General features: G+C 51.4%; 22 protein-coding genes. 9 read left to right on the top strand and 13 right to left on the bottom strand.

The window, feature by feature from the left end:
- Window positions 1-143 precede the first annotated feature (143 nt).
- On the bottom strand, window positions 144-1,157 hold the full coding sequence (locus DPQ22_RS06435; protein WP_150214289.1) for a zinc-dependent alcohol dehydrogenase family protein: 1,014 nt from the start codon (window positions 1,155-1,157) through the stop codon (window positions 144-146).
- Window positions 1,158-1,344: 187 nt separating this feature from the next.
- Between DPQ22_RS06435 and DPQ22_RS06440 the strand changes: the two genes are divergently transcribed.
- Window positions 1,345-2,253: a LysR family transcriptional regulator gene (locus DPQ22_RS06440; RefSeq protein ID WP_150214292.1), complete on the top strand. Its 909-nt coding sequence runs from the start codon at window positions 1,345-1,347 to the stop codon at window positions 2,251-2,253.
- 4 nt (window positions 2,254-2,257) lie between these two features.
- Here DPQ22_RS06440 and DPQ22_RS06445 read toward each other — a convergent pair whose 3' ends face one another.
- On the bottom strand, window positions 2,258-3,130 hold the full coding sequence (locus DPQ22_RS06445) for a phosphodiester glycosidase family protein (RefSeq protein ID WP_150214294.1): 873 nt from the start codon (window positions 3,128-3,130) through the stop codon (window positions 2,258-2,260).
- A 77-nt stretch (window positions 3,131-3,207) separates the two neighbouring features.
- A complete protein-coding gene (recG, locus tag DPQ22_RS06450; RefSeq protein ID WP_150214297.1) occupies window positions 3,208-5,346 on the bottom strand; it encodes an ATP-dependent DNA helicase RecG in 2,139 nt (712 codons plus the stop codon).
- A 199-nt stretch (window positions 5,347-5,545) separates the two neighbouring features.
- Here recG and DPQ22_RS06455 point away from each other — a divergent pair, with 199 nt between their 5' ends.
- On the top strand, window positions 5,546-5,842 hold the full coding sequence (locus tag DPQ22_RS06455; protein ID WP_150214299.1) for a succinate dehydrogenase assembly factor 2: 297 nt from the start codon (window positions 5,546-5,548) through the stop codon (window positions 5,840-5,842).
- Between the two features lie 59 nt (window positions 5,843-5,901).
- The gene (gene mfd / locus DPQ22_RS06460) at window positions 5,902-9,426 is read left to right on the top strand and encodes a transcription-repair coupling factor (protein ID WP_150214302.1); all 3,525 of its coding nucleotides are present in this window, start codon (window positions 5,902-5,904) and stop codon (window positions 9,424-9,426) included.
- Window positions 9,427-9,599: 173 nt separating this feature from the next.
- Here mfd and DPQ22_RS09285 read toward each other — a convergent pair whose 3' ends face one another.
- From DPQ22_RS09285 to DPQ22_RS06480, 5 genes are all read right to left on the bottom strand, one after another.
- Entirely contained in the window at window positions 9,600-9,725 is a 126-nt protein-coding gene (locus DPQ22_RS09285) for a hypothetical protein (RefSeq protein ID WP_256371583.1), read from the bottom strand.
- Between the two features lie 79 nt (window positions 9,726-9,804).
- Window positions 9,805-10,059 carry a HigA family addiction module antitoxin gene (locus tag DPQ22_RS06465; RefSeq protein WP_150214304.1) on the bottom strand — a complete coding sequence of 85 codons (255 nt, stop codon included), beginning with the start codon at window positions 10,057-10,059 and terminating at the stop codon, window positions 9,805-9,807.
- An 11-nt stretch (window positions 10,060-10,070) separates the two neighbouring features.
- Window positions 10,071-10,349 (bottom strand): type II toxin-antitoxin system RelE/ParE family toxin, encoded by a 279-nt coding sequence (locus tag DPQ22_RS06470; RefSeq protein WP_150214306.1) that lies wholly within the window; start codon window positions 10,347-10,349, stop codon window positions 10,071-10,073.
- 447 nt (window positions 10,350-10,796) lie between these two features.
- The gene (locus DPQ22_RS06475; protein ID WP_150214309.1) at window positions 10,797-11,009 is read right to left on the bottom strand and encodes a hypothetical protein; all 213 of its coding nucleotides are present in this window, start codon (window positions 11,007-11,009) and stop codon (window positions 10,797-10,799) included.
- Window positions 11,010-11,038: 29 nt separating this feature from the next.
- Window positions 11,039-12,877: an extracellular solute-binding protein gene (locus DPQ22_RS06480; protein ID WP_425305155.1), complete on the bottom strand. Its 1,839-nt coding sequence runs from the start codon at window positions 12,875-12,877 to the stop codon at window positions 11,039-11,041.
- 310 nt (window positions 12,878-13,187) lie between these two features.
- Here DPQ22_RS06480 and DPQ22_RS06485 point away from each other — a divergent pair, with 310 nt between their 5' ends.
- Window positions 13,188-13,814, top strand: a complete 627-nt coding sequence (locus DPQ22_RS06485) for an invasion associated locus B family protein (protein WP_150214311.1) — start codon at window positions 13,188-13,190, stop codon at window positions 13,812-13,814.
- 828 nt (window positions 13,815-14,642) lie between these two features.
- Here the strand turns inward: DPQ22_RS06485 and DPQ22_RS06490 are convergent.
- Window positions 14,643-15,860: a UbiH/UbiF family hydroxylase gene (locus DPQ22_RS06490; protein ID WP_150214313.1), complete on the bottom strand. Its 1,218-nt coding sequence runs from the start codon at window positions 15,858-15,860 to the stop codon at window positions 14,643-14,645.
- 231 nt (window positions 15,861-16,091) lie between these two features.
- On the opposite strand from DPQ22_RS06490, the gene pcsA reads away from it, so the two are divergent.
- The 4 genes from pcsA (at window position 16,092) to DPQ22_RS06510 (ending at window position 20,405) form a co-directional block, all read left to right on the top strand.
- Window positions 16,092-16,808: a phosphatidylcholine synthase gene (gene pcsA, locus DPQ22_RS06495; protein ID WP_246681536.1), complete on the top strand. Its 717-nt coding sequence runs from the start codon at window positions 16,092-16,094 to the stop codon at window positions 16,806-16,808.
- Between the two features lie 89 nt (window positions 16,809-16,897).
- Window positions 16,898-17,929: an amino acid ABC transporter substrate-binding protein gene (locus tag DPQ22_RS06500; protein ID WP_150214800.1), complete on the top strand. Its 1,032-nt coding sequence runs from the start codon at window positions 16,898-16,900 to the stop codon at window positions 17,927-17,929.
- Between the two features lie 240 nt (window positions 17,930-18,169).
- Window positions 18,170-19,252: an amino acid ABC transporter permease gene (locus DPQ22_RS06505; RefSeq protein WP_150214315.1), complete on the top strand. Its 1,083-nt coding sequence runs from the start codon at window positions 18,170-18,172 to the stop codon at window positions 19,250-19,252.
- A gap of 1 nt (window position 19,253) precedes the next feature.
- Window positions 19,254-20,405, top strand: a complete 1,152-nt coding sequence (locus DPQ22_RS06510) for an amino acid ABC transporter permease (RefSeq protein WP_150214317.1) — start codon at window positions 19,254-19,256, stop codon at window positions 20,403-20,405.
- Window positions 20,406-20,485: 80 nt separating this feature from the next.
- On the opposite strand, the gene DPQ22_RS06515 is transcribed toward DPQ22_RS06510, so the two are convergent.
- From DPQ22_RS06515 to rnd, 4 genes are all read right to left on the bottom strand, one after another.
- Window positions 20,486-21,772, bottom strand: a complete 1,287-nt coding sequence (locus DPQ22_RS06515) for an FAD-dependent monooxygenase (protein ID WP_150214320.1) — start codon at window positions 21,770-21,772, stop codon at window positions 20,486-20,488.
- 41 nt (window positions 21,773-21,813) lie between these two features.
- Window positions 21,814-22,053 carry a zinc-finger domain-containing protein gene (locus DPQ22_RS06520; RefSeq protein WP_150214322.1) on the bottom strand — a complete coding sequence of 80 codons (240 nt, stop codon included), beginning with the start codon at window positions 22,051-22,053 and terminating at the stop codon, window positions 21,814-21,816.
- A gap of 139 nt (window positions 22,054-22,192) precedes the next feature.
- Complete coding sequence (locus tag DPQ22_RS06525) at window positions 22,193-23,146, bottom strand: 1-phosphofructokinase family hexose kinase (RefSeq protein ID WP_150214324.1); 954 nt, start codon at window positions 23,144-23,146, stop codon at window positions 22,193-22,195.
- A gap of 40 nt (window positions 23,147-23,186) precedes the next feature.
- On the bottom strand, window positions 23,187-24,368 hold the full coding sequence (gene rnd / locus DPQ22_RS06530) for a ribonuclease D (RefSeq protein WP_150214802.1): 1,182 nt from the start codon (window positions 24,366-24,368) through the stop codon (window positions 23,187-23,189).
- Window positions 24,369-24,598: 230 nt separating this feature from the next.
- On the opposite strand from rnd, the gene aspS reads away from it, so the two are divergent.
- Window positions 24,599-26,386 carry an aspartate--tRNA ligase gene (gene aspS / locus DPQ22_RS06535; RefSeq protein ID WP_150214804.1) on the top strand — a complete coding sequence of 596 codons (1,788 nt, stop codon included), beginning with the start codon at window positions 24,599-24,601 and terminating at the stop codon, window positions 26,384-26,386.
- The last annotated feature ends 98 nt before the right edge of the window (window positions 26,387-26,484 follow it).

The following is a 26,484-nucleotide window of genomic DNA, read 5'->3' on the forward strand; positions in this document are numbered from 1 at the left end:
CTCTGCCGCCGGGCGCGCGCCGCCGGCAGAGCAGACACGGCCTGTCAGCAATAAAGCCGGCGGGAAGCGTGCTGCCGCCGGCTTTGTGTTACAAGCGGGAAGGCTCAAGAGAATCGGGCTTGATTGTCGGCAGAAAAGCGGCTTCAGGTGCTGATTTTAATGATTATCTTGCCGAAAGCGCCGCGAGAAAGATGGTGAAAAGCCTCAATAGCTTCATCAAACCGGTAAATATGGTCAATTTCCGGCAGGATTTTGTGGCGCTCCAGAAAAGGATTCATCGCGTCAAAAGCTGTGCGCGGCGCAACGGCAATACCGTGAATTCTTGTCTGGCGGAAAATTAGCGGCATTAAATTGAGCTGTGCTGTTTGCCCGGTAAGGAACCCGATCTGGGCAATCGTGCCGGCAATTTTGGTGGCGGCTATGGATTGGTTGATACCATTGCCTCCCGCCGTTTCAAGGGTAATATCCGCGCCTTTGCCATGTGTTAAGGCCAGCACGCGCTGCTCCCAATCCGGCTGTGTTTTATAGTTAATGCCGGCATCAGCCCCGAGCTGCCGGATTCGCTCAAGATTGCTGTCTTTGCCGGAAGTGGCGATAATATGAGCGCCATAAGCATGGGCAATTTGTGTGGCAAAAACGGCAACACCGCCAGTGCCCTGCACCAGCACTGTTTGCCCCGGCTGTAGCCTGCCTGTATTCATGAGGGCATACCAGGCGGTCAGCGCCGCAATCGGCAGGGTGGAAGCCTGTTCGTCAGACATATGCGCCGGCGCTTTGACGGCCGCCTTTTCATCAAGAATCATATATTCGGCCAGGCCGCCGGGCAGCGGCATGCCCAGGCACCAGTCCGGCTCATCAGCCGCCGGCGCGCCGTCAATCCAATGGGAATAAAGGTGAGAATTAACCCGGTCGCCCGTTTTGAAGCGTGTGACCCCGGCTCCTGTGGCAACAATAATGCCGGCCGCATCAGAAACGGGGATTAAAGGGAAATGCACTTTATCTGCTTCATAAAAGCCTTCAATAATAGCTTTGTCACGATAATTAAGAGAGACAGCGCCGATCTTTACCAGTAACTCGCCCGGGCCGGGTTTTGGTGTCGGCACATTTTCCAGTTTCAGATTTTTCAGCCCAAAATCTTTCAGAACCCATGCTTTCATGATAGATTTCTCCTTATTGCTTTATAAAAATATAATCAGCGGTCAGGTGCCGTGCGGCACGGCCGCCTGCAGAAAATTATAAAAAACAGCCTATAAGAAAAAGAGCTGCAACAATAATTCAGTGTTATAAGACAGGAAACAATTATGCTTGCAATGATCTGGGCGAAAGCCTGTTCAGGGGGTAAAAATGTATTCATCTTTGCTGGAACAGATGGAAATTTATATCCGGATTGTTGAGCTGGGCAGTTTTAGCCGGGCGGCGGACGCTTTGCACCTGCATCGGCCGGCGGTCAGCAAAGCTCTTGCGCAGCTGGAAGAGGAGCTGGGCGTTAAACTGCTGCATCGAACCACCAGGAAATTGCGCATGACAGCCGAGGGAGAAGAGTTTTACCGGCAAGCCAGGCTGCTGCTGGTTCATGTAAAGGATATTATGGCCGGCTTTTCTCCGGCACAGCCGCCGCGCGGGCGTTTGCGGCTTGATGTGCCGCTTGCCCTGGCGCATAATATGCTTGTTCCTGCTCTGGCGGAATTTCAGTTGCAATATCCGGAGATAGAAATTGCCCTGTCGGCCTCAGACCGTAAGGCCGATATGATCGCTGAAGGGGTGGATTGCGTTATCCGTTTAGGCAGGCTGGCGGATTCCGGCCTTGTCGTGCGGCCTTTAGGGCAGATAAAAATGGTGAGCTGTGCGGCACCTGATTATCTGAATCATTATGGCTTGCCACAGAAACCAGATGATTTATCGCGTCATAAAGCGGTAAATTTTTTCAGCGAACATAGCCGTGAGGTCATGGCATGGACATTCAGGCAAAATGGTGAGGTCGTGTCCTGCCGCCCCGCCGGCACTATTCTGGTCAATAATTCCGATATATTGCTTGACTGCGCTCTTGCCGGGTCAGGGATCATTCAGGTGCCGTATCTGTGCGTTGAGCGGCATATACGCTCCGGCCGGCTGGTTGAAATCCTGGCGGATTTTCCGCCCGCTGCCAAAGATGTATCGCTGCTCTGGCCGGACAGGCATTATTTACCGCCGAAAGTGAGAGTATTTATTGATTGGGTAAGTGAAATATTCCGACGCCGGAGGGGAGAATATTGAAGCTTCAGTCGCCCTGGCTGAGCGGCTTTGCCTGGCGGACGGGGGCAATAACACCAATGATCGGCCCCATAGGGTAAAACCAGTCGGCGCGGTGCATCTCAGGCGCATAAAGGCTGGAAATAGAGCCGTCAAAAAACAGCGCATCAGGTGTGTGCAGGCCATCGCGAAACAGGCGGGCAAATGTGTCAAAATTAACCTTGCCCTCGGAAATGGCAAATAAAACCTCACCTTGCGCGGTAACGCCCACCCCGTTGCGATATTCCTTATAAGGAGAATTGAGGATAAAGCGGTGGTGGAGCCGATTGCCGCGCACCAGTAACGGGCCGGATTGCGTGGCTAAATCTGCCTTTATGCCGGCCTTTATAAAGGTTTCAGTCTCCATTATCCCGGCTTTGCCGCCGGCAATATAAAAAATGCCGTTCGGCTTCATAAAAAAATTGCCCTTGCCGCTGTGCCGGGCCGGCGGGGAAAGCGGGTTGCCGTTTTCAATATAGAGGCCGACAGGGCGGTAATCTTTGTGATACATGCCGGCATTCATTAAAAATAGCGGTTTTTGCCCATGTTGCGCCAGTTCAGCGCGAATATTGCGAAAATATTTATAAGGCCGCCCCGCATTATCGGCCAGAAACAGCCTGATAGTGTCACGCCCCGGCCTGGCGCGGCAAATAATAAAAGACTGCCCGGCAAAATTGAGCCGGTCGCAGCCGGCTTTTTGCCCCGGCGGCACTGTCTGGTCGCCGGCCGCTGCTATTGGCTTTGGCTTCTCCCGGCCTGCCGCCAAAGCGCTGCTTCTGCCGCTTTTCAAAGGTAGCACAGCGGCGACAAAGCATAAACAAAAACCCGCCGCCAGCGAAAACCGGTAATAAAACCTGCGCATGAAATTTCCCAATATTATCGCTTTACTTTCAGACAAGGACAGATTGGCGATCTTTTAACAAAGACCCGCCCCCGCCATTAACCGGATTGCAACAGGCGCAGGGCATTATCCTGGCGGAATAAACAGAGTAACAGGCGCAAAGCTTCGCCTTTTTCCGTTGCCCAGATAGCCTCATTTTGCACCAGCAAACGAGCATTTTTGGCGGCAATCTCCATCAAATCGCGGTGCAGACGGCTGTCGGCAAAGCAAAAATCGGGCAGGCCGGATTGACGCAGGCCCAAAATATCACCTTCACCGCGCAGGCGCAAATCTTCTTCTGCCAGGCGAAAACCGTCTTCTGTTTCGCGCATAATGCCAAGCCGTGCTCTGGCCGTGGCGGAAAGCGGCTCTTTATACAGCAAAGTGCAGGAAGACACTTTTTCTCCGCGCCCCACGCGACCGCGTAACTGGTGCAACTGCGCCAGGCCGAAACGCTCAGCATGTTCAATAATCATAATTGAAGCGTCTGTTACATCAACGCCGACTTCTACCACGGTGGTAGCGACCAGCAGCCGAATAGCGCCGCTTTTAAAAGCAGCCATTACCGCATCTTTTTCTGCCGCCGGCATTTTACCGTGCACCAGGCCGATCCGGGCACTGAGAAGCGCCTGTAATTCGGCAAAACGCTCTGTCGCTGCGGTTAGATCGCTTTTTTCCGAGCCCTCCACTAATGGGCATATCCAGTAAATTTTATCGCCGCGCCCTAACGCCTGCCGCACTGAAGCCAACAATAAGCCCATTTTGGCCATAGAAAGCAAAGCCGTTATAACCGGCTTACGCCCTTGCGGCTTTTCCCTGAGGGTTGAAATATCCATATCGCCATAAGCGGTTAAAACCAGGCTGCGCGGAATGGGGGTGGCAGTCATTACCAAAATATTCACCCCCTGGCCTTTGGCCAGTAATTGCAGCCTTTGCTCAACCCCGAAGCGGTGCTGTTCATCAATGACCGCCAGGGCCAGCCGGTGATAGAGGACATCTGCCTGAAACAGCGCATGCGTGCCGATAATAAACTGCACTTCTCCCTGCGCAATTTGCTGCAAAATTACGGCGCGTTTGTTGCCCTTTTCCCGCCCGGTCAAGAGCACGGCGCGCAAACCTGCCTGCTCAGCCATCGGCGCCAAAGCAGCATAATGCTGGTGCGCCAGAATTTCTGTCGGCACCATTAAGGCCGCCTGCGCGCCGGATTCCGCTGCCTGGGCCATGGCCAAAAGCGCAATGACCGTTTTGCCGGAACCAACATCACCCTGCAGCAGCCGCAGCATGCGCTGTTTCCTGGCCAGATCGGCCGAAATCTCGGTAAAGCCTTGTTCTTGTGCGGCGGTCAGCTTAAAGGGCAAAGCCGCGCGTAATTTTTGCGTATAGCTGTTGCCAGGCGGCAGGTTTGCGCCCTGACCGCGCCGGTTTTGCCGCCTTATCAGGCGCAGGGCAATTTGCCCGGCCAGCAATTCGTCATAGGCAAGCCGGCGCCGCGCCGGGCTTGTCGGCTCAATATCTTCCGGCCTGTGCGGGCGATGCAACTGCCGCAGCGCACCGGTATAAGAAGGGAAATTTTCCCGCTTGAGCAAATCGGCACCCAGCCATTCCGGCAAATCGGGCAGGCGTTGCAGCGCCTGCGTCATTGCCTTGGCAATCAGCCGATTGGTCAGCCCCGCTATTAACGGATAAACAGGCTCTACCGGCGGGATAGTGCGGCGCTCATCAGGTTTAACGCTATAATCAGGGTGAATCATAGCAGGCAGACCGTTAAAATATTCAATTTTGCCAGAAATAAAACGCTTTTCACCGGGGGGAAATTGCCGTTGCAGCCAGTCGCCCCGCGCCCGAAAAAAGACCAGATCCATTTCCCCTGTTTCATCATGGGCGCTTATTTTATAGGGGCTGTTTTTGCGGCTCTGCTGCGGCGCTTTATGGCGGCCGATACAAACCTCTAAACTGGCAATTTTTTGCGCCGGCAGGGTGGCGATAGTATAATGGCCGCGCCGGTCGATAATTGTCTGAGGCGGAAAATGCAGTAAATCAATCAGGCGCGGCAAAGGAGCGCTCAAGGGAGAATCCGCTGCCGCAGCAGCAGCGGCCCTGCCGCCTAACAGAGCAGCCAGCCGGTCGCGCATTTTGTCACCAATGCCGGTAAGGGAAGAGAGCGTGGCAAAAAGAGGCTGTAACAAAACAGGGCGCATGGAGCGGTTTTCTCTTGAGCTTTTTTATGGCATAATATGGGAACAGAATATAAGCGGCGGGTCAGACATAGAGATAAACAGGCAGGCTGTTTATATAGCAGCAAACAGGCCAAGGCAAGACGCCCGGCCTTGGGCCGCGGCCTGTCTGACCTTTGGGGCAGATAATATCCGCGCGCCGACAGGGAAGAGGTAAAAGACCATGCAAGAGCAGGGTGACAAAAAACAGCAGGATAATACGGCCGCGGCTGAGCGGCGCAAGCGGCTTGTTTTCCGCGCCTGGCACCGCGGGATACGCGAAATGGATCTGCTGCTGGGCTGTTATGCCGACAAGCATATAAACACGCTTGATGAGGAGCAGTTACAGGCGCTGGAACATATTATGAGCTATGAAGACAGTGATTTATTGTGTTTCTTCATGGGAGAGATTGCAATCCCCGCCAATATTGATCATAAGCTTTTTCACGATATTCTGGCCTGTCGGCAACGGGCGGAGTAGGTGAAGCAGGCAGCGCGCGCCGGGCAGGCCGCGGCGTTTTTAGTATAAGGCTTGGTTTTATGGCGCTTCTGGCTGAATTGGGTGTTAAAAAACAGCAGGAAAAGCATATTATTATTGATGAAGCGGCCGGCGGCTATCTGCCTTTTGTGCTGGCCTCTCTGGCTGATGAAGCCGCGGCCGGCGGGCCGGTTTTATATATTGCGCATGACGGTTCAAGCCTGGCCGATATTGCGCAAATGCTGCGATTTATCCGCCCGCTTATGCCGGTAATAGAATTTCCTGCCTGGGATTGCCTGCCTTACGATCGGGTATCGCCCGGCCAGGCCGTCTCGGCCAAAAGGCTGGCGGCTCTGGCGCAAATAGCCGATTTGCGCCAGAACAATGGAGCGGGAATTATCCTGACTTCTGCCAATGCAATATTACAAAAACTGCCGCCGCGCGCTCTTATGCAAAAAGAGCTGTTTTCTGCCCGGCCGGGGCAAAAAGCCGATCGTGAGGCGCTGCTCGCTTATTTGGAAAACCATGGTTTTGACCGCGTATCTACGGTGCGGGATATTGGGGAATATGCCGTGCGCGGCAGTATTATTGATATTTTCCCCCCAGGGGAGGAAGCGCCGCTAAGGCTGGATTTTTTTGGCGATATATTGGAGACAATACGCGGTTTTGACCCGGCCAGCCAGCGCAGCAGCGGCAATAAAGCCGCTTTATTACTACAGCCAATGCGGGAAATAAGTTTGAATGCCGGGACAATCAGCCATTTCCGCCGCTGCTATGTCAAAGCTTTTGGCGCCGCTACCGGTAATGATGCTCTTTATCAGGCCATATCGGCCGGCCGCCGTTTCGCCGGTATGGAGCATTGGCTGCCGCTTTTTTATGAGCAAATGGAAACTTTGCCGGATTATACCGGAGCGCTGCCGATTATTTTTGATCATTTGGCGCCGGCCGCGCTTGATGAGCGTTATCGCCTGATTGTTGATTATTATGAAGCCCGGCGCGAGCAGGAAGAAACCGCAGCCAAAGCGGCGGCGAGTGAAGATTTGGCTCCTTATCACCCTTTAGCGCCGGAAATGCTTTATCTTTCTTCTGAGGCTTTTGCCCGGCTGGTGCAGAAAAATGCCGCGCAAGGAGGGCGCCGCATTGATTTGAGTCCGTTCCGCCTGGCGGAGGGCGGCCTGATTCCGGTTCTCCATGCGGGGAGCAGAGATGCGCGCAATTTTGCCCCTGAGCGCAATAATGAACAGCAAAACCTGTTTGCCGCTGTTGCTGATTATCTGGCTGCCCAGCGTAAAGCGGGCAAAAAACTGCTGCTTGGTGCCTGGAGTGAGGGTTCGCTTGATCGGCTCATGCAAATTCTGGCCGAGCACGGGGTTAATAAAATAGAAAAAACAGACAGGCTGGAGAGCCTGAGCACTGCCCCGCGCGGCGTGATTGCCGCCGCTTTATTGCAGGTGGAGCATGGTTTTGAAAGTGAGACTCTCTGCCTCCTGGCCGAGCAGGATATTTTGGGCGATCGTTTGGTAAAGCGGGCAGCCAGGCGCAAGCGCAATGCCGATTTTATCAGCGAGGCCGGTTTATTGTCGGCCGGGGATATTGTGGTGCATATTGACCATGGTATTGGCCGTTTTGTCGGTTTGAAGACTATTACTGCCGCCGGCGCGCCGGTTGATTGCCTGGAGCTGCGTTATGCCGGTGATGACCGGCTGTTTTTGCCGGTCGTCAATATTGAGCTTTTGTCGCGCTATGGCGGTGAGAGCCATGAGGCGCAACTGGATAAATTAGGCGGGGTTGCCTGGGCAGCGCGCAAGGTCAAGCTGAAAAAACAATTATTGGCTATTGCCGGCAAATTGATTGATATTGCCGCGCAAAGGCAAATGCGCCACGCGCCGGAATTGCCGGTGCCGCCCGGGCTTTATGATGAATTTGTCGCCCGTTTCCCCTATGATGAAACCGAAGATCAGGCTGCCGCTATTGAAGCTGTGCTGGAAGATCTGGCCTCCGGCCGGCCAATGGACAGGCTGGTTTGCGGCGATGTCGGCTTCGGCAAGACGGAAGTAGCTCTGCGCGCTGCTTTTATTGCCGCCATGAACGGTTTGCAGGCAGCAATAGTAGTGCCGACAACATTATTGTCGCGCCAGCATTATAAAACTTTTAGCGAAAGGTTTCAAAACCTGCCGCTCAAGCTTGCTCAGGCCTCGCGCCTGGTGGGGAGGAAAGAGCTTGCTGCTGTCAAGCAGGGCTTGAAAGACGGCACAGTGGATATTGTTATCGGCACGCATGCGCTTTTGAGCCAAAAGGTGGATTTTGCCCGATTGGGGCTGCTGATTATTGATGAAGAGCAGCATTTCGGCGTGCAGCATAAAGAGCGGCTGAAAGAGCTGAAAAGCGATATTCATGTTTTGACTTTGTCGGCCACACCGATTCCGCGCACTTTGCAAATGGCGCTGACCGGAGTGCGGGAATTATCGCTGATTGCCACGCCGCCGGTAGATCGCATGGCGGTGCGCAGTTTTGTCTCGCCCATAGACAGGCTGACTATCCGCGAGACTTTGCTGCGCGAGCATTATCGCGGCGGTCAGAGTTTTTATGTCTGCCCGCATATTGCCGATCTGGAAGATGTGCGCACCTTGCTGGAAGAGCATGTGCCGGAGCTGAAATTTGTTATTGCTCATGGGCAAATGCCGGCCGGGCGGCTGGATTCCATCATGAATGCTTTTTATGACGGTCAATATGATGTTTTGCTCTCTACCTCTATTGTTGAATCCGGCCTGGATATTCCTTCTGCCAATAGTTTGATTGTTCACCGCGCCGATATGTTTGGCCTCTCCGCTCTGTATCAGTTGCGCGGCCGGGTTGGCCGGTCGCGCCAGCGCGCTTATGCTTTATTCACTTTGCCGCCGGGGCGCAAAATGACTGCCGGGGCTGAGCGGCGGCTGAAAGTTTTGCAATCGCTCGATAGTCTTGGCGCCGGTTTTCAACTGGCGAGCCATGATATGGATATTCGCGGCGCCGGCAATCTGCTGGGGCAGGAGCAATCCGGCCATATTAAGGAAGTCGGTTTTGAGCTTTACCAGCAAATGCTGGAAGAGGCGGTGGCGGAGATGAAAGATGGAACGTCCATTGAGGACAGCCAATGGTCGCCGCATATTGCCTCCGGCCTGGCGGTGATGATTCCGGAATCCTATGTGCCGGATTTGCAGTTGCGGCTGGGGCTTTATCGCCGGGTTGGCGCTATGGACGATATAAAAGAGATTGATGCTTTTGCAGCGGAATTGATTGATCGTTTTGGGCCGCTGCCTGATGAAGTAAAAAATCTGTTAAAGACGGTTTATATTAAAATTTTATGCCGCAAGGCCAATATTGAGAAATTGGAGGCAGGGCCGAAGGGTGCGCTTGTCACCTTGCGCCACGGGGAATTTGCCAATGGTGTTGGCCTGGTGAAAATGATAGCCGAGCAAGGCTCTATGGCCAAAATACGCCCGGATCAAAGCCTGGTCTTCAGCCGTAATTGGGAAAAGCCGGAAAGTCGGATTAGCGGTATGGCAGCTCTGGCAGAAAAATTTGTGCGGCTGGCGGCGGCGGGCTGACGGCACCGGCAAAAACTGCACCGGCGAGCAGAGAACAAGCGGCGGGGTAACAGCCAGTGCCGCGCCAATCTGCATAGGCTTTATTGGCGCGCTGGAAAAGGTCGCTTAAACTGCTCATATCCTGCCTCAAATCCACTATATGGGGCAGGATAATACTTTTGCCTTGTTTTATCTCAAAGCCAGGGCCAGCGCTTTTTTATATTGTCCTCCAATATGGCAAAGAAAGAGAGCATTAAAGCCAGAACCGGCACAGTGACAAAAAAGAAGAAAAGCCACTTGCCAATAGTAACATAATCCATTTTTTAAACCCTTTCTTCTGCAATTTTACGCCGCCCGCAAAGTCGGCACTTGGCTTACATCAATATTCTGCTCTGCATTCTACGCGTCATAAGCTGCCTGCATTCGCAGCCAGACAGCAGCTCCATCACCAAACATTTTACCCAGATGCGCTGCAATACGCGGCGAAACTGCCTTACGGCCGCCGATAATATCATAAAGATATTGGCGGGATATACCCAGCATTTTAGCTATATCTGTCTTTGTTTTCCCGGTGGCAGGGATTATTTCTGCCAAAAGCCGCCCTGGGTGCGCAGGACACCGCTCAATTTTGCGAGGCATAATAATATCAGTCATGACTTTTCCTTTTAGTGATATTGCTCGAGGTCAACGCGATAAACGTCCCCCCTGCTAAATTCAAAAGTAAGGCACCACGGCCCATTTACATGAACTGTATATCGAGTTGACTTAAACCCGTTTAGCGCACGGAAATCAAATCCCGGCAAATTCATTTCTTCCGCTTTCTCCGCCACATTAAGGCGGTCAAGCCGAATGCAAATTCTTGAAACAAGGCGTTTGTCAATCTTTGCAGATTTCTCCGTCTCATAAAGCTTTGCCGGTATTTTGCTTTTGAAAGACTTAATCATAATCTGTGTGTAAGCTATTATGTTTACTATGTCAGCTGGTAATTAACAGAAAAAAGCCCCGCTTTTGGCGGGGCCCTTGTTTAGTGCATTGTCAGCAGAATGAGGCCGCTTATACTCCCGCCAGCAAGCAGCGAACGCGCCTAAGTTGATTAGGCACACAGGGACAGTTGGTGTATATAATGCGGGCGGCTTTTAATATAAGCCGCCTTGAAACTTTTTGGGTGCCGGCGGGAATAAATTGTTGCCAAAAACGCCCCCGCCACCCAAACCGCCAAGACCCGCCAGATCCATACCCACAAGGCCAAACTAGCTGCCTAATCCGGGGCTTTGCGCCCCCTTAGCGGTGCTTGTTCCGCTGCTTGTGCTTGTGCCGTATCCATCGCTCAAGCCCCGCAAGCCGCTGGTAAACAGGCCGAGCTGCTTCCATGGTGCCATTTGCTCCTCTGTCTACTTTTGCGCATTGGCATCAAGCTGGGTTTGCGCCAAATCATCACTCCCCCCGCCGGCACGCATTTGCCCCAAGCCCAGCGCAAGGCTGGTTTGCGCCGCCTGGTTGCGGGCATTATCCATTTGCGCATTGGCGGCCAGCTTGTTCTGCTGGTCGCGATTATACTGATCTCTATAGGCCTGTGTGGCCGTCTGCCCCAGTGCGCGCGCCATTTGGTCGCCCTGGCACCGGTAGAGCGGCACTATTGCTGCCACCAGGCGGGCAGACGAAAGCCGTAAAGCGGCGTTTTATCCGGGTGGTGCAAATCGGCCTTATAGGCCACCCATTGTTGCGGCAAATGGTAAAGCGGCACATAATAATGCTGTGCCATTAAAATCCTGTCCAGTGCGCGAACCGTGCTGATAAAATCTTCTTCACTGCGCGCCTCTATCATTGCCGCAATAATTGCGTCCAGCGCCGGCTCGGCCGCGCCGGCATAATTAAAACTGCCTTTTATCCGGCGTGAGGCCGAACCCCAGCGATTCATCTGCTCACTGCCGGGAGAAAGCGATGCTGATAATTTGCCGATAATCATGTCATAGTCAAAATTGCTCAGGCGATTTTGATATTGGCTGTCATCTACAGTGCGCACCAGCGCGGTAACGCCGAGGCGGCGTAAAAAGCGCTGATAGGCTAAAGCCAGCTTTTCTTCTTCCAATGTCTGGCACATAATTTCAAATCGGAAGGGCTGAGCGTCAGGGGTAAATATTATATTGGCTTTGCGGGTAAAGCCGGCTTGCTGCAACAGATCCCATGCCTTCTCTGCCTGTTTGCGGCTATTATCGGCAGCATTGGGCGGTGGAATTACTTGCCCGGCCATGATTGCCGGGCTGACAAGAGCCGGCCAGGGCGCCAGCAATCGCCGCTCACGCTCATTGGCCGCGCGCCCGACTGCCGATAAAATTGTCCCGTCCCAGAAGCCGATGGTTCTTTGATAAATATTGTCGTAAAAATTGCGGTTTATCCAATCAAAATCAAAAACGGCAGCCAAAGCGGCACGCACGCGTCTATCGGCAAAAACAGCGCGGCGGGTGTTGAAAACAAAGCCTATCTGAGCCGCCGGCGTGCCTTTATCAAAAGCAGCTTTGATGACGCGGCCCTGGCTCAGCGCGGGGAAGTTATAGGCTGTGCGCCAGCGATTGGCATTATTTTCAACAAAAACATCAATATCGCCTTTTTTAAAGGCTTCAAATAGAGCATTTTCATTGCGGAAATAGCGGATTCGCACATTGTCAAAATTGTTAAAACCACGATTGACAGGCAGATCTTTGCCCCAATAATCGGGGTTGCGCCTGTAATTTATGCTCTGCCCGGCCTCTATTTTATCGATCAGATAAGGGCCGCTGCCCAAAATAGGGGTCAGATTATTTTCGGCAAAGCGCGCGCGCGTCAAAGCATGGCGCGGCAAAACCGGCATGATCGATGCAATAATAAGCGGCAATTCGCGATTTATCGGCGGGCTGAAGGTGAATTGCACTGTATCGGAGCTGAGTTTTTCCAGCCTGGCAATCTGTTTCATATAGCTGTTAAAGGGCGGCCGGCCTTCATTTTTTAATAAATTACAGGTGAAGAGAATATCATCGGCAGAAACCGGCCGGCCATCGGCAAAACGCGCCGCCGGGTTGAGGGTAAAACGCATAATAGTGCGGGCATTATTCAGGCTGTAGCTTTTAGCCAATAGCGGGTAAAGGGTAAAAGCTTCGTCCTGCGAGCGCTGCATCAAGGTTTCAAATACCATGCTGCCAAATTGCGTATCGGCAAACAGACCGCGCGCTGTGGTGCGGAAACCGCGAATTATAAAGGGATTAAGGCCGTCAAATGTGCCGACAGTGCCGTAAGTGACTGTGCCGCCCTGCCGGGCAGCGGGGTCGGCATAAGGAAAATGAGAAAAATCAGCCGGCAAAGCCGGAGTACCGTGCATAGCCAGCCCGCCGGTCTGCAATGGTAAGCCGGTTTCTGCCGCCGGCGCAGCAAAGCTTGCGCTGGCATAAAATGTAACAATAACGGCAAGCAAAATATATATATTGAAACGCATAAGCATGGTGCTTTGCCCCTTGGCTGCTCTGGATATTTTATCTGATTCGGCCGGTGCAAAAGCGGCGCCGCCATTTTTTTCGATATATGGCCTGTTTTCAAGTGGAAATATGGCGATGACAGCAATAAATAGCCATAATCTCCGCTAAAATAGCGTAGAACAGGTGCGGAAAGAATGCTATAGGCCGGCAGCGGAAATTAACGCGGGCGGCGTTTATACAAGGCCGGGACAAACAGGCAAAACGCTGTAGAAACGGGGGCGGGTCAGCTCTGTGGCCGGGATTTGGTGCAAAATTATTGAAAGGAATCGCTTGAATATGGCGCAGAACGGATTTTTTGCAGGGAAAAGAAAATTTTTTGGCGGAATACTGGCGGCAGTTTTTTTGCCTTTGGCTGTGCTGCCTGCGGCTCATGCTCAGGAGATGACGGAAGGCTGGCGTAAGGTCTGCAATAAACAGCAGGATATTGATGTTTGCAATACGGTGAATAATGTGCTGTCCGATACCGGGCAGCCGCTGACTATATTAAATATTATTGAAGTATCGGGCAAACAAAATCAAAGGCGTTTTGCTATTCAGGTGCCGACAGGGCGGGTTATCCCTGAAGGTATTAAAGTGAGTATTGATGGCGCTGCGCCGAAGACAGTGCCTTATATGATTTGCAACGGCCCGGCCTGTATTGCCGATATGATTCTTGACGAGACTCTGCTCTCTGCCATGAAAAAAGGCAAAAGGCTGACAGTTACTTCAGTTAATGTTCAGGGTTATCCCAATCCGATTAACGTGTCTTTGCAAGGTTTTGGCCAGGTTTATGCCGGGCCGGGTATGACAGATAAAGCTTTCCAGGAAGATCAGGATAAAGTACAAAAAGCTTTACAGCTGCGGCAGAAAGAACTGGAAGATAATATGAAGGCAGCGCAGGAAAAGGCGAAAACAGTGCCTTAAGCTGTCTGCTTTTCTGTTTTATTGGCTGTGCGATAAAATAATGCCGCCCGGTTTCCCACCAGCGGCATTTGATTTGATATTTTCGGGCGTGTCGCCGGTTTAAGTAAGGCACCGGGCAATAGAGAGCAGCATAAAGCGGGACAGAGCGCGGCCTGCTTTGCCGCGAGACGGGAAGCCGGGCAACAAATAGCAGAAGCAGGCAGACCGGTTCTGCTATATATGGGGCAGATCCGGCTCTATCTGGCTCAGTTCCGCCGATGCGCGGCCGCGAAGCTTTCGTCCCATATGGCGGTAGATTTGTTTTATTTTTAAACCCGGCAGCTCCTCTTGGCTATATTATGTGACAGATAGTTTCAAAGAGAGGCTATACAGAGATTTGCAGAGAAGTGTGAAATTTTTTAGAGACAATCAGCGAGCTGCTGAAAATGGAAGAGACAAGAATCATAGTGCGGCGCAAGGCAGTATAGGACATATATTTTAGCCGGAGAGGCATAATTTGGTGCAAATCGGCCGTGTGAAGCATCGCCGTCCAAAAAACATTTGTATGGTTCCGCTATCTTTGCAGCAGTTTCCCAAATCCGGTAACCCGCCTTTGCGGCAGTTTTTATTTTATTAAATCATGCTTTTCAGTTTGCGGGAGACAGGGTCATGATGTGACGGCAGAGGTGACAGGCTTTACAATGTGTGCGGTAAACTGCGCTATAAATATTGCGTTTCCGGTCGCAGCAGGATTTTGGAATTATGCATCAGACCATAATAGTAAAAACATGAATTTTAACAAAATATATTGCCGGCGCTATGCCGCGCAGTGACAGGCCTGCTGCTATATTATTGTAAAAAGGGCGGCAGCAGCTTTTTCAGCCCTGCACCTGGTGCCATGCCTTCGCGCATAAATAAATTGCGCAGCAAAGCATGCCGGCGCAATAATTCCAGGCCGCTGCTGCGGACAAGCTGCACCGGCAGAAAATCAGATAAAAGGGCGCGGTTCAAACCATGGACAAAACCCGTGCGGAAGGCGACATCGGGCCGCCTGTGGCGGTTATAAGCCGCCAGCACATTGGCGGCGCCGCTATCGGCAGTGTTTGAACCCACAGCCCGGCCAATATCAATAATATCACGAATAGTCAAATTCAGCCCCTGGGCGCCAATAGGGGGGAAGAGATGGGCTGTTTCACCGATCAGCGCTACCCGTCTGGCGGCAAATTGCCTGGCTGTCATGCCGCCCATCGGCCAGGCTTCCGGCATGGTTTCCACCTCTGTTTTGCCGAGTATAAAGCCCATTTTGCTGCCGATTTTATCGCTTAGAGCCTGTCTGCCCAAAGACAGCAAAAACCGCGCCTGCTCAGGGCGGACTGTCCATATCAGAGCCGAGCGCTTACCGATAAGCGGCACTTGCGTAAACGGCCCTTCTTCTGTGTGAAATTCTGTCGAGACAGCATTATGCGGTAATTCATGATGGAAGATCAAAGTTAAGGCTGTTTGCGGATAGGCCCAGCGCGAAACGGTAATATTCGCCGCTTGTCGCGCCTGGGAATTACGCCCATCGGCGGCTATAATCAGCTGCGCTCTGATTTTCTGCCCGCCGGCAATAACTGTTTCCGCATAATTTTCATGCAGATTATAATGCTCGGCCAGAACTTCCACCGGCAGAATTCTGGGACATTGCTTTACCGCCTTTGCCAGGGCGGCATTGAGTGCCTGATTGGGTATATTATAGCCGAAAGCGCTTTCGCCGATTTCTGCGGCGCGAAATTCTACACACGGGCTGCGAATAAGCCTTTTTGTGCCGTCAATAATACGCATAATGCGCAAGGGCGCCGCCTGCGCTTGCAGCTCTTCCCACAAATGCAAATCCCGCAACAGGGCGATTGCCGGCATCATCAGCGCCGTAGTGCGCGTTTCCTGCCCGTGATTGCAAGGGCCGACAAGCACCACTTTATCGACCCGGCGGGAAAGCGCCAGCGCTGCCAGCATGCCGGCCGGCCCATTGCCGATTACCGCAATATTGCAAGGAATCACTTGCTTTTCTGTCAATTCTTCAGTCATAATCTGTTTCTATACTATTTTTTTGTCGTTTAAAACCTAAAATGCGCTTTGCGGCTCGGTCTGATTCGTTTTGTCGCAGCTGTAGGCCGGGCTATTGGGTTGAGGCGCTTTGAGAGAGCAGGGCAGTTGGATAAAAATTCCGCCAATATGAACATTGCCGGCGCAGACGCAGGCAACAGGGAAGAAAAACAGGCACCGAAAGCGGCGCCCGGCAGCGCCAAAAAGGTGACTATGCCGAAAATACGCGCTTTTTCTGCGCATTTGCTGACTGCTTCCGGGTCTTTCCTGGCTTTTTTGTCGCTGGTTGCCATGAGCGAAAAGCATTGGACAGCGGCCTGGGCCTGGCTGGGTGTGGCGCTGTTTGTTGACGGTATTGACGGGCCGATAGCCCGCCGCCTTGATGTCAAATATGTTTTGCCGAACTGGTCGGGAGAATTGCTGGATCATGTGATTGATTATGTCACTTATGTAATTTTGCCGGCTTTTGCGCTTTATCAGGCCGGCCTGATGGGTGAGGGGCTTTCCTTTGTTTCGGCCGCGCTGATTGTGATAAGCAGCGCCATATATTATGCCGATACGGGCATGAAGACGGAAGAGAATTTTTTTAAAGGCTTTCCCGTTGTCTGGAATATAGTGGTTTTCACTTTATTTGCCGTTCACCCGCCGGCCTGGCTGGCTTTTGCCTTTGTATTTATGTCTGCCGTTTTGTCCTTTATGCCGGTTTATTTTGTCCACCCTGTGCGGGTAAGAAGATTACGGCGCGTAACTGCGGTTTTCTTTGCTTTATGGGGGACGACAGCGACACTCACTATTCTTTATTATCACATGGAAGCGCCGGATTTTCTGCGCGCTATTTTGATTGTCAGCGGCCTTTATCTCTATTTTATCGGCGCCGTCCTGCAAATCTTCCCCCGATTAGGGCGGAGTGCTGTCGCAAAAGCGGGATAAATGAGATTTGGGGTTGAACTGCGTTTTAAAACGGCGCGACAGGCCGGTATTTGCAGGCAGATTACGCTTTATAAAAGGGATAAATTTTGATGAGACGGTTTTTTATTATTTTTTCCGTTTTTATTGCGGCTTACGGTTTTTTTACCGGCTTTGTTGCGGCTGATACATTGGATAATGTAAAAAAACGCGGCTATCTGCAATGCGGCGTCAGCACCGGTTTGACGGGCTTTTCTATCCCTGATGAAAAAGGGCAGTGGACAGGTTTTGATGTGGATTATTGTCGCGCTGTGGCAGCGGCTGTTTTTGGCGATGGCAGTAAGGTAAAATTTATCCCTTTGAGTTCCAAGGAGCGGTTTACTGCCCTGCAATCAGGCGATATTGATGTGCTGATTCGCAATACAGGCTGGACTATGGGGCGCGATATTGGTCTGGGTTTGACTGCTGTCGGTGTTAATTATTATGACGGCCAGGGTTTTATGGTTAATTCCAGGCGTCTGCCCGGCATTACCTCCATTGCGCAATTATCGGGCGCTTCTATTTGTGTGCAATCCGGCACATCGACAGAATTAACGCTGGCCGATTATTTCGGCCGCAATAATCTCGATTATACGCCGGTTGTGTTTGAAAAATTTTCTGAGGTTAATGCCGCTTATGATGCCGGACGCTGCGATGTTTACAGCACGGATCAGTCCTCGCTTTATGCGGTGCGGCTGCAGCTCACTAATCCGGAAGATAATGTGGTGTTGCCGCAGCTCATATCAAAAGAGCCGTTTGCCCTGATTGTGCGGCAAAATGATACGGGCTGGGCCAATATTATCCGCTGGACGCATAATGCGCTCCTCAATGCCGAAGAATATGGTATTACTGAAAATAATATTGATGATATGCTGAAATCGACCAATCCCGATATAAGGCGGCTGCTGGGGACAGAAACAGGCACAAATCTGGGCAAAATTTTGGGGCTGGATAATGATTGGGTAGTGAAAATTATTAAAAATACAGGGAATTATGGTGAGATATTTGAGCGCAATATTGGCCGTAGCTCGCCCTTGAAAATTGCGCGCGGCATTAATGATTTGTGGATAAAAGGCGGGTTGCAATATGGTATTCCTGTTCGCTAAACAGAGGCAGGGCAAATTGTAATCCGGGCTTTATAAATCTTTGAAAAAGCAGTCGAAGAAAGTTTTATTGTGCCGAGCAAAAAAACTCCTGTAAATGCAAGTGCAAAAGCCGGCGCGGCTAATGCTGCCGGCGGGCATATATTATGCCAAAAGCCCGGTCTGTGGGCGTGTTTTTTATCAGCTTTCTGCTGGAAGCGATTTTTTATCCAATTATTTTGCGTATTGCTGCTGCTTTGCGGTTTGCATTATTTTTACAGCAATGCGGTAGAAAATCTTACCCGCCAGCATATTGCCTCAGGCTTCGGCTTTCTGGATATGCGGGCGGGCATTTCCATTCCCGACAGCCTTATTCCCTATGACAGTAATTCCACTTACAAAACAGCTTTATTAGCCGGTTTGGTTAATACGGTTTTTATGGCGGTTTTGTGCATTGTCGCTGCCACAATATTGGGGTTTTGCATTGCTTTCGGCCGTTTATCCAAAAACTGGCTTCTGGCGAAATTATGCCTGTTTTATGTCGAAATTTTCCGCAATATTCCTGTTTTGCTGGTGATTTTATTTTTCTATTTCGGCCTGATGCAGCAATATTTGCCGCCTGTGCGCGACAGTTTTGTTTTGCCCTTTCACATTTATGTTAATCAACGCGGCTTGTATTTTCCGGCTTTGCATTGGGAGGGCGCTTTTTGGGGCCGGGACGGCCTGATTCTGCCCTGTCTGCTGTTTGTTTTTGCGCTATTGGCGCTATTTGCGCTGCGTCCGGCAGGGTTAAATATTTCGCCTTTTTTGCGCCATTTGCTAAAAATTATAATCGGCGCAGCCTGTATTGCTGCGCTTTATTGTTTTTGGCGCGGCTTTGGCGTGGATATGCCGCAGCAGGGGCGTTTTAATATTATGGGCGGCGGCAGCATTCCGCCTGAATTTTCGGCCTTGTTTCTGGGGCTGTCCTGCTATAGCGCTGCTTTAATTGCCGAAACTGCGCGCGCCGGGGTTGAGGGTGTGGATAAAGGTCTGAAGGAAGCGGCCGCCTCACTGGGTATGACCGGCATTACGACCGTGCGCACAATTATTATCCCTTTGGCTTTGCGCATTATTGTGCCGCCTTTGGCCGGGCAATATATGAATATTGCTAAAAATACTTCGCTGGCTGTCGCTATCGGCTATTCCGATCTGATGCGAATCGGCAATACAGTGGTGATACAAACCAATCAGGCGGTTGAAGTGGTGCTTATCTGGATTATTGCCTATCTGGCTATTTGTTTGCTTATATCGGCGCTGATGAATATGCTTAATCATCGATTGCTGTTTATGGAAAGGCTGGGTTGAGATGAAGCCGGGCCATTTTACCGCGGCAAAGCGGCAGAAACAGCCGGATATTCCGGGTCGGCAAAACCGGCTTTTACTGTGGCTGAAGCGTAATTTATGCGCTTCGCCGCTGCAAATTGCGCTGACAATTATCGCTTTACTGCTGATTTTATATAGTATTGTGCCGTTTATCCGCTGGGCTTTAATTGATGCTGTCTGGCAAGGGGAAAATCGCCATGCCTGCACCACTTTATTGCAAGGCGGTCTGCGGGCGGATAATTGGTCGGGTGCCTGCTGGGCTTTTGTCCGCGCCAATTTCAGCCAGTTTATCTATGGTTTTTACCCTGTGGCTGAGCGCTGGCGGGTCATTGCAACATTTGCGCTGGCTCTGCTGACGGCTGTGCCGCTCCTCACCCCCGCTGTGCCGCATAAATTTATCAATGCCGGCATAGCCTTGATCCTTGTGCCGCTTATTGGCGGTGTTTTACTGGTCGGCGGTGTTTTCGGCCTGCCTTTTGTTGATACTTCGCTGTGGGGCGGCTTGATGGTAACGCTGATTATCGCCTATTGCAGCATTATTTTATCGCTGCCTCTGGGCATAATGCTGGCTTTGGGGCGGCGCTGCAAAATGGCGGCCTTGCGCCTGTTTTGCGTGGCTTTTATTGAATTATTGCGCGGTATTCCGCTGGTGGCGCTGTTATTTATTGCCAGTGTGCTGTTTCCGTTATTTTTGCCGCAGGGCATGAATTTTGACAAATTTTTGCGCGCTCTTATTGCTGTGGCGCTGTTTACTTCCGTCTATATTGCCGAAACTATACGCGGCGGCTTGCAGGCTGTGCCGAAAAGCCAATATGAGGCGGCTGCCTCGCTGGGATTTACTTATCCTTTTGCCATGGCCTTTATTTTATTGCCGCAGGCGGTGCGCCTGGTTATTCCCGCTTTGGTTAATGTGTTAATCGGCATGTTTAAGGAAACCAGCCTGGTTTATATTATCTCTATGTATGATTTATTGGGGATTGTTCGCTCTGCTTCCATGCAGGCAAACTGGATTACGCCGCAAACACCGGCAACCGGGCTTATTTTTGCCGGGCTGGTATTTTGGTTTTTTTGTTTTGCTTTATCGCTTTATGCCCGGTTTCTGGAAAATTACAGCAAAAGAGAACGGGCAGCCTGAACTGTCGGCCAAAACGGGAAATTAGCAAATCATTGGCGGTAAGAGCGCCCGGCGGCTATTTTACCGGCGGCTGTTATCGGCTAGGATTCTGAGAAAGGAGCCACAGCATCATAGCCGTAAAGCCAATCCAGATCGCTCAAAAAACGCCTCTGCGGCCGCAGACGCATATATTGATTGCGGATAAAAGCGGCCGGGCCGGATAAATGATAAACAAAACGATTAAAATCACCGCGCCCGGCAACGGCTTTCAGCCTTTGCTCCCGCAGAGCGCTGAAACGGGAAAGCTCAGCCGCATTATCTGCTGACTCTCTTTGCCGCAATCCTGTCGCTATAAATTGCGCCAGAGCGCAGGCATCTTCTATGGCCTGCGCTGCGCCCTGAGCACTAAAAGGGGTGACCGCATGGGCGGCATCGCCTAAAAATATCACCCCGTTAGCGTTTGAAAAGCGTGGAAAAGGCATTTGAAACAGCGGCCAGCACAGCCATGACGGCGCCTGGTCAATCACTGCCCGCAAAAGCGGATTCTTCCCGTTAAAAAACTGCAATAATTGCTCTTTATCGCCCTGTTGCGACCATTTATCGCCGATATTTTTGCCTTTGGTGATAATGACGAAATTGTAAACAGCCCCCTGACGCAAAGGGTAAATAATAAAATGGCTGTCTTTGCTCATATAGGCGGAAACAGAATCCAATACTCCCCCGCCGGCAAAATCTGCCGGCAAATTCTGCCGCTCCAAAGTGGATCGCCAGGCAATATAAGAACTGAAGCGCGCTTTCTCACCGCAACAGGCGGCGCGTAAGCGCGACCAGACGCCGTCACAGCAAATGACGCAACGCGCCGATAGAGTTTCAACAGAATTTTGTTGCGGCTCTGCCTCTGCCTGGCTTTTCTCCTGCTCTTCCTGCAAAGTGACAATATCTACCTGAAATCCCGTTTGCGCATTACCGCGCACCTGATTAACACTATGGCTGCCGTAATAATGAATTAACGGGTTTTTATCAATATTTTCCTTTAAGACTTTTTGTAAATCAGCGCGATGAATAGTCAGATAAGGTGCATGCCAATATTGCTCTGCCATGGCTTTTATTGGTAAATGCAGCAATATTTTACCGCTATCGGCATGGTTTAAATTGATAAAATCAGGCTCGGCGGCCAAAGGCGTCAGCGCTGCCAGCAGCCCCAATTTATCCAATAAGCGCGTAGCATTGGGGGCAAGCTGCAGGCCGGCCCCCACTTCCTGCAGGACAGAAGATTTTTCATAAAGGGTGGAGGGAATATTATGCGCTGCCAAAGCAAGCGCTGCTGCCATGCCGGCAATGCCGGCCCCGGCAATAATAATATCATGTTCAGCGTATTCTATTGCCATGAATTTATCTCCGCCGATTTACGGAACCCCCTCGAATTTTGTTAAATCTGTGTGTGGAAACTGCCTGCCGGCTTTAACTGATTATCAGGCAAATCTGCATCAAAGCGATAAAGCGTAGAGCAATAAGGGCACAATATTTCATTCTCCGCCGCCATATTTAAAGCTATATGCGGGTGATCAAAAGGCGCCGCCGCACCGGCGCAGATAAATTTTCTGGCGCCGATGAAAATTTCCTTACTGCCTGTATCACTGTTAAAACAGGGGAGAGAATGTTGTATCATTTATGCCTCTTCTCCGGCTTTATCGGCAAAATGCCGTTTCTTGCCTTCCGCTTTCGCCGGTTTATTGCGGCCGGAAAATAGAATAATTCTATAGCACCCGCCTTCTGCCCAATATTACGCCTGCCATTTATAAAGCCTGTTATGAAGCGAAAATTCGCGCATAAGACTGAGCGGCAATATTTTGGCAAATCTCCTTAATATTCTCCAATGTGCCGAGGCCTGTGCCTTTTTCCATCACCGTAGCGGCGCCGCAGGCAAGCCCCAGTCTGAAGGCATCTGCCACGCTGCCGCCTTTGGCCAGAACATAAAGCGCGCCACCGACAAAGCTGTCACCGGCGCCGGAGGCGCTGATTGCTTTCACTTTGGGCGAGGGCAGGCAGATTTTCTCATTCCGCGTGGCCAGAACAGCACCCTCTGCCCCCAAAGTGACGGCAATGGCCTTGCTGATACCGCCATGCACCAAATGTTGTGCCGCTTCGGCAATATCCTCCGGTCTGTCATATTTTTGCCCGGTGCATTCTTCAAATTCGTCCTGGCTGGGTTTTATTAAAGTTGCGCCGCCAAGTTGCATCACATGCTGCAAGGCTTCGCCCGATGTATCAATAACAATTTCACCGCCGCGCCGGCCGGCCAGGGCAATAAGCTCGTCATAAACCGCTACGGGCACGCCGCGCGGCAGGCTGCCGCTGACAACCAGCCAATCCCAATCATTATCCTCACAGGCACGAAGACAATCACGCCATTCGGAATCCTGCAAAACCGGCCCTTCGGCGATAAAGCGATATTCCGACCCGGTGGATTGCTCATGAATCACATTATTGATACGTGTCTCCCCGGCAATGCGGATAATTTTTTTGGCAATTTGTCGCTCTTCCAGCAAATGATCCAGCACTGCGCCCATAACGCCGCCGCGGGCATAAAGCGCCTGCGTACTGCCGCCCAGGCGGTCAATAACGCGGGCAACATTGATACCACCGCCGCCCGGGTGAAAGCTTTCATCATGGGTGCGGATTTTCTGCACTGCATCGACATGATAAACTTCGCAGGCAGCGTCTACAGTCGGGTTAAAGGTCAGGGTCATTATATGTTGCATGGCTTCAGGCTCCTTCAAGCCAGGGGAATTTTCTCAATTTTTATTTTCCGTTACCGGCTGCCGGTTCAAACAATAGCAGCCGGCCGGCATCAAATTTCAAGGCAAGCCGGCCGGACAATACAGCCAGAGCCTTGCTGCCGAAAAGCTCAAACCGCCAGCCGTGCATGGCGGCAATATCCGCCTTTTCTTTCTCTGCCGCCAGCCTGCTAATATCATCACCGCCGGCAATAAGCTTTTGGGCAAGATTATGCTCTTCAGCAATGAGTTTCAGCAGCAGTTTTAAAATTTCCACTTCACTTTTATTATTTTCCGGCGCGGAAGAATATGCGGCAAATTGCGGCAGCCCTTGATGGGCGCTGTTTTTGCCCGCTTCAATTACCAGTTGCAGCAGGGCATTTATATCGAGCCGGTGGCGCGGCGGTTTGCGCAAACTACGCAGTGACAGCAGCGTTTGCTTATCTTGCGGCAGGTGAGCGGCAATTTCTATCAGGCTGTCATCAGCCAGAATATGGCCGCGCGGCAGATTCTGCCGCCGGGCCTGTTCTTCCCGCCAGGCAGCGAGGCTTTGCAAGGCTGCCCATTGCCGGGGCGTATGCAGTTTTCGTTGCTGGCCTTTTATTTTTTTCCATGCCTGTTCCGGCGGTAATTTATAAGTTTCTACTGCTGCCAGAACCGCCATTTCTTCTTTTATCCATGTCTGCCGCCCCCATTCTTCCAGATTTTTGTTCAAATTCAGGTAAATATCGCGCAAATAGGTTACATCGGCCAGGGCATAATCCAGTTGTTTTTGTGTCAGCGGCCGTCTGCTCCAGTCGGTAAAGCGGGAAGATTTATCCAGCCTGACACCGGTAATTTTATAGACTAGACTGTCATAAGCGGCAGATTCACCATAGCCGACAGCCTGAGCTGCAATTTGCGTGTCAAATAAAGGTTCAGGAATATGGCCGCTCAGAGTAAAAATAATTTCAATATCCTGCCGGGCGGCATGAAAAACCTTAACAATATTCCTTTGTTGCATCAGAGCAAAAAACGGCTTTAAATCAAGCTGCGGGGATAAAGGGTCAATCAGTATCTGCCCGGCGGGTGAGGCCAGTTGAATAAGGCAAAGCTCGGGATAATAAGTGGATTGGCGATGAAATTCCGTATCCACAGTGACAAAAGGCGCCTGTGCCAGCCGTGCCAGGGCTTTTTCCAGATCTGATGTTGTTGCAATAAGCGACATGGTCAGGCTCCACTTCACAGCTTGATAAAACAAAAAAGGCAAAAATACCATAAACGGCCTTCCTCTTTGGCGCAATGGGATAAAATTTGCTGCAATTTGGCAAAAATCGCTTGCTTTAAGGGGGTGCGCCTGTGTAAGTCTTGGGCGCTATATGCTAAGTCTCGGTCGTACCGCCTTCCTGCCGCTTTTGCGGCGCGCAGTTTAACGGTATTTTATAAAGGCAATCTATGATGAATGCTTACCGGAGCCATAATTGCGGCGCCTTGCGCAAGGCCGATATTGGTAAAAAAGTGCGCCTTTCAGGCTGGGTTAACCGTGTGCGTGACCATGGCGGCCTGCTTTTTATTGATTTGCGCGATCATTACGGGCTGACGCAAATTATTGTTAACCCCTCTTCGGCTGCTTTTGCCACCGCCAATATAGTGCGCAGCGAATGGGTGATTCGGGTTGAAGGTGAAGTTAAAGCGCGCAGCGGGGAGACGATAAACCCGGCTTTGCCAACCGGTGAAGTTGAAATTTTTGCCGGCAATATAGATATTTTGTCCAGAGCGGAAGAGCTGCCTTTGCCGGTTTTCGGCGAGCCGGATTATCCTGAAGATATTCGCCTGAAATACCGCTTTCTGGATTTGCGGCGTGAGACTTTGCACAAAAATATTGTGCGGCGGACGCAGATTATCGCCGCAATCCGCCGCCTGATGACAACAAGCGGCTTTACTGAATACAGCACGCCGATTTTGACCGCTTCTTCGCCGGAAGGGGCACGCGATTTTCTGGTGCCGAGCCGCCTGCATGCCGGCAGATTTTATGCCCTGCCGCAGGCGCCGCAGCAATATAAGCAATTATTGATGATGTCGGGTTTTGACCGCTATTTTCAGATTGCCCCCTGTTTTCGTGATGAAGATCCGCGCGCCGATCGCCTGCCGGGAGAATTTTATCAGCTTGATGTGGAAATGAGTTTTGTCGAGCAGGAAGATGTTTTTGCCGCTATCGAGCCTGTTATGCGCGCTGTGTTTAAAGAATTTGGCGAAGGCAAGGCTGTCCCTGAGCAATTTCCCCGTATCCCTTATGATGAGGCTATGCGCAAATATGGTTCGGACAAACCTGATTTGCGTAATCCGATTATGATGGAAAATGTGTCGGCACAGTTCCGCGATTCGGGTTTTAAGGTTTTTGCCAATATTCTGGCCGCTGATAAACAGGCGGAAATTTGGGCGATTCCCGCCAAAGGCGGCGGCAGCCGCGCTTTTTGCGACCGCATGAATGCCTGGGCGCAAAAAGAAGGCCAGCCCGGCCTTGGCTATATATTCTGGCGCGAGGAAGAGGGCGTCTTGAGCGGGGTGGGGCCGCTGGCGAAAAATCTTGGGGCTGAGCGAACGGAAAATTTGCGCAGGCAATTACAGCTTGCGGGAAATGATGCCTGTTTCTTTTGCGCCGGGCGGCCGCAAAAATTTGTCGCTTTTGCCGGAGCGGCGCGCAACAAACTGGGCGAAGAGCTGGGGCTGATTGATGAAAGCCGTTTTGCCCTGGCCTGGATTGTGGATTTTCCTTTTTATGAATGGAATGAAGAAGAAAAACGGATTGAATTTTCGCATAATCCGTTTTCAATGCCGCAAGGCGGCATTGAAGCGCTGGAGACAAGTGAACCGCTGGCCATAAAAGCCTGGCAATATGATATTGTCTGCAACGGTTTTGAAATTGCGTCAGGCGGTATTCGCAATCATTTGCCGGAAACAATGGTCAAGGCTTTTGCGATTGCCGGACTTTCCCGCACTATAGTGGAAGAGCGTTTTGGCGGCCTTTACCGTGCTTTTCATTATGGTGCGCCGCCGCATGGCGGTGTGGCAGCGGGTATTGACCGTATTGTCATGCTGCTGACGGGAGCCAGAAATTTGCGCGAAATTTCATTATTCCCGATGAATCAGCAGGCGGCTGATTTATTGATGGGCGCTCCGTCTGAGGTAAATGCGGCGCAATTACGTGATTTGCATATTCGCCTCATGCCGGGAGAGAAAAAATAGGCAATTACCCGGGATACAAGGTGAAAACAGTAAAGCGCTGCGTGTTTTTCCGGCCTTTGATCTGTTAAACTCCGATAAGTTAAAAAAACGGCAATATA

Source organism: Candidatus Tokpelaia sp. (assembly GCF_008636115.1).
GTDB lineage: Bacteria > Pseudomonadota > Alphaproteobacteria > Rhizobiales > Rhizobiaceae > QLZD01.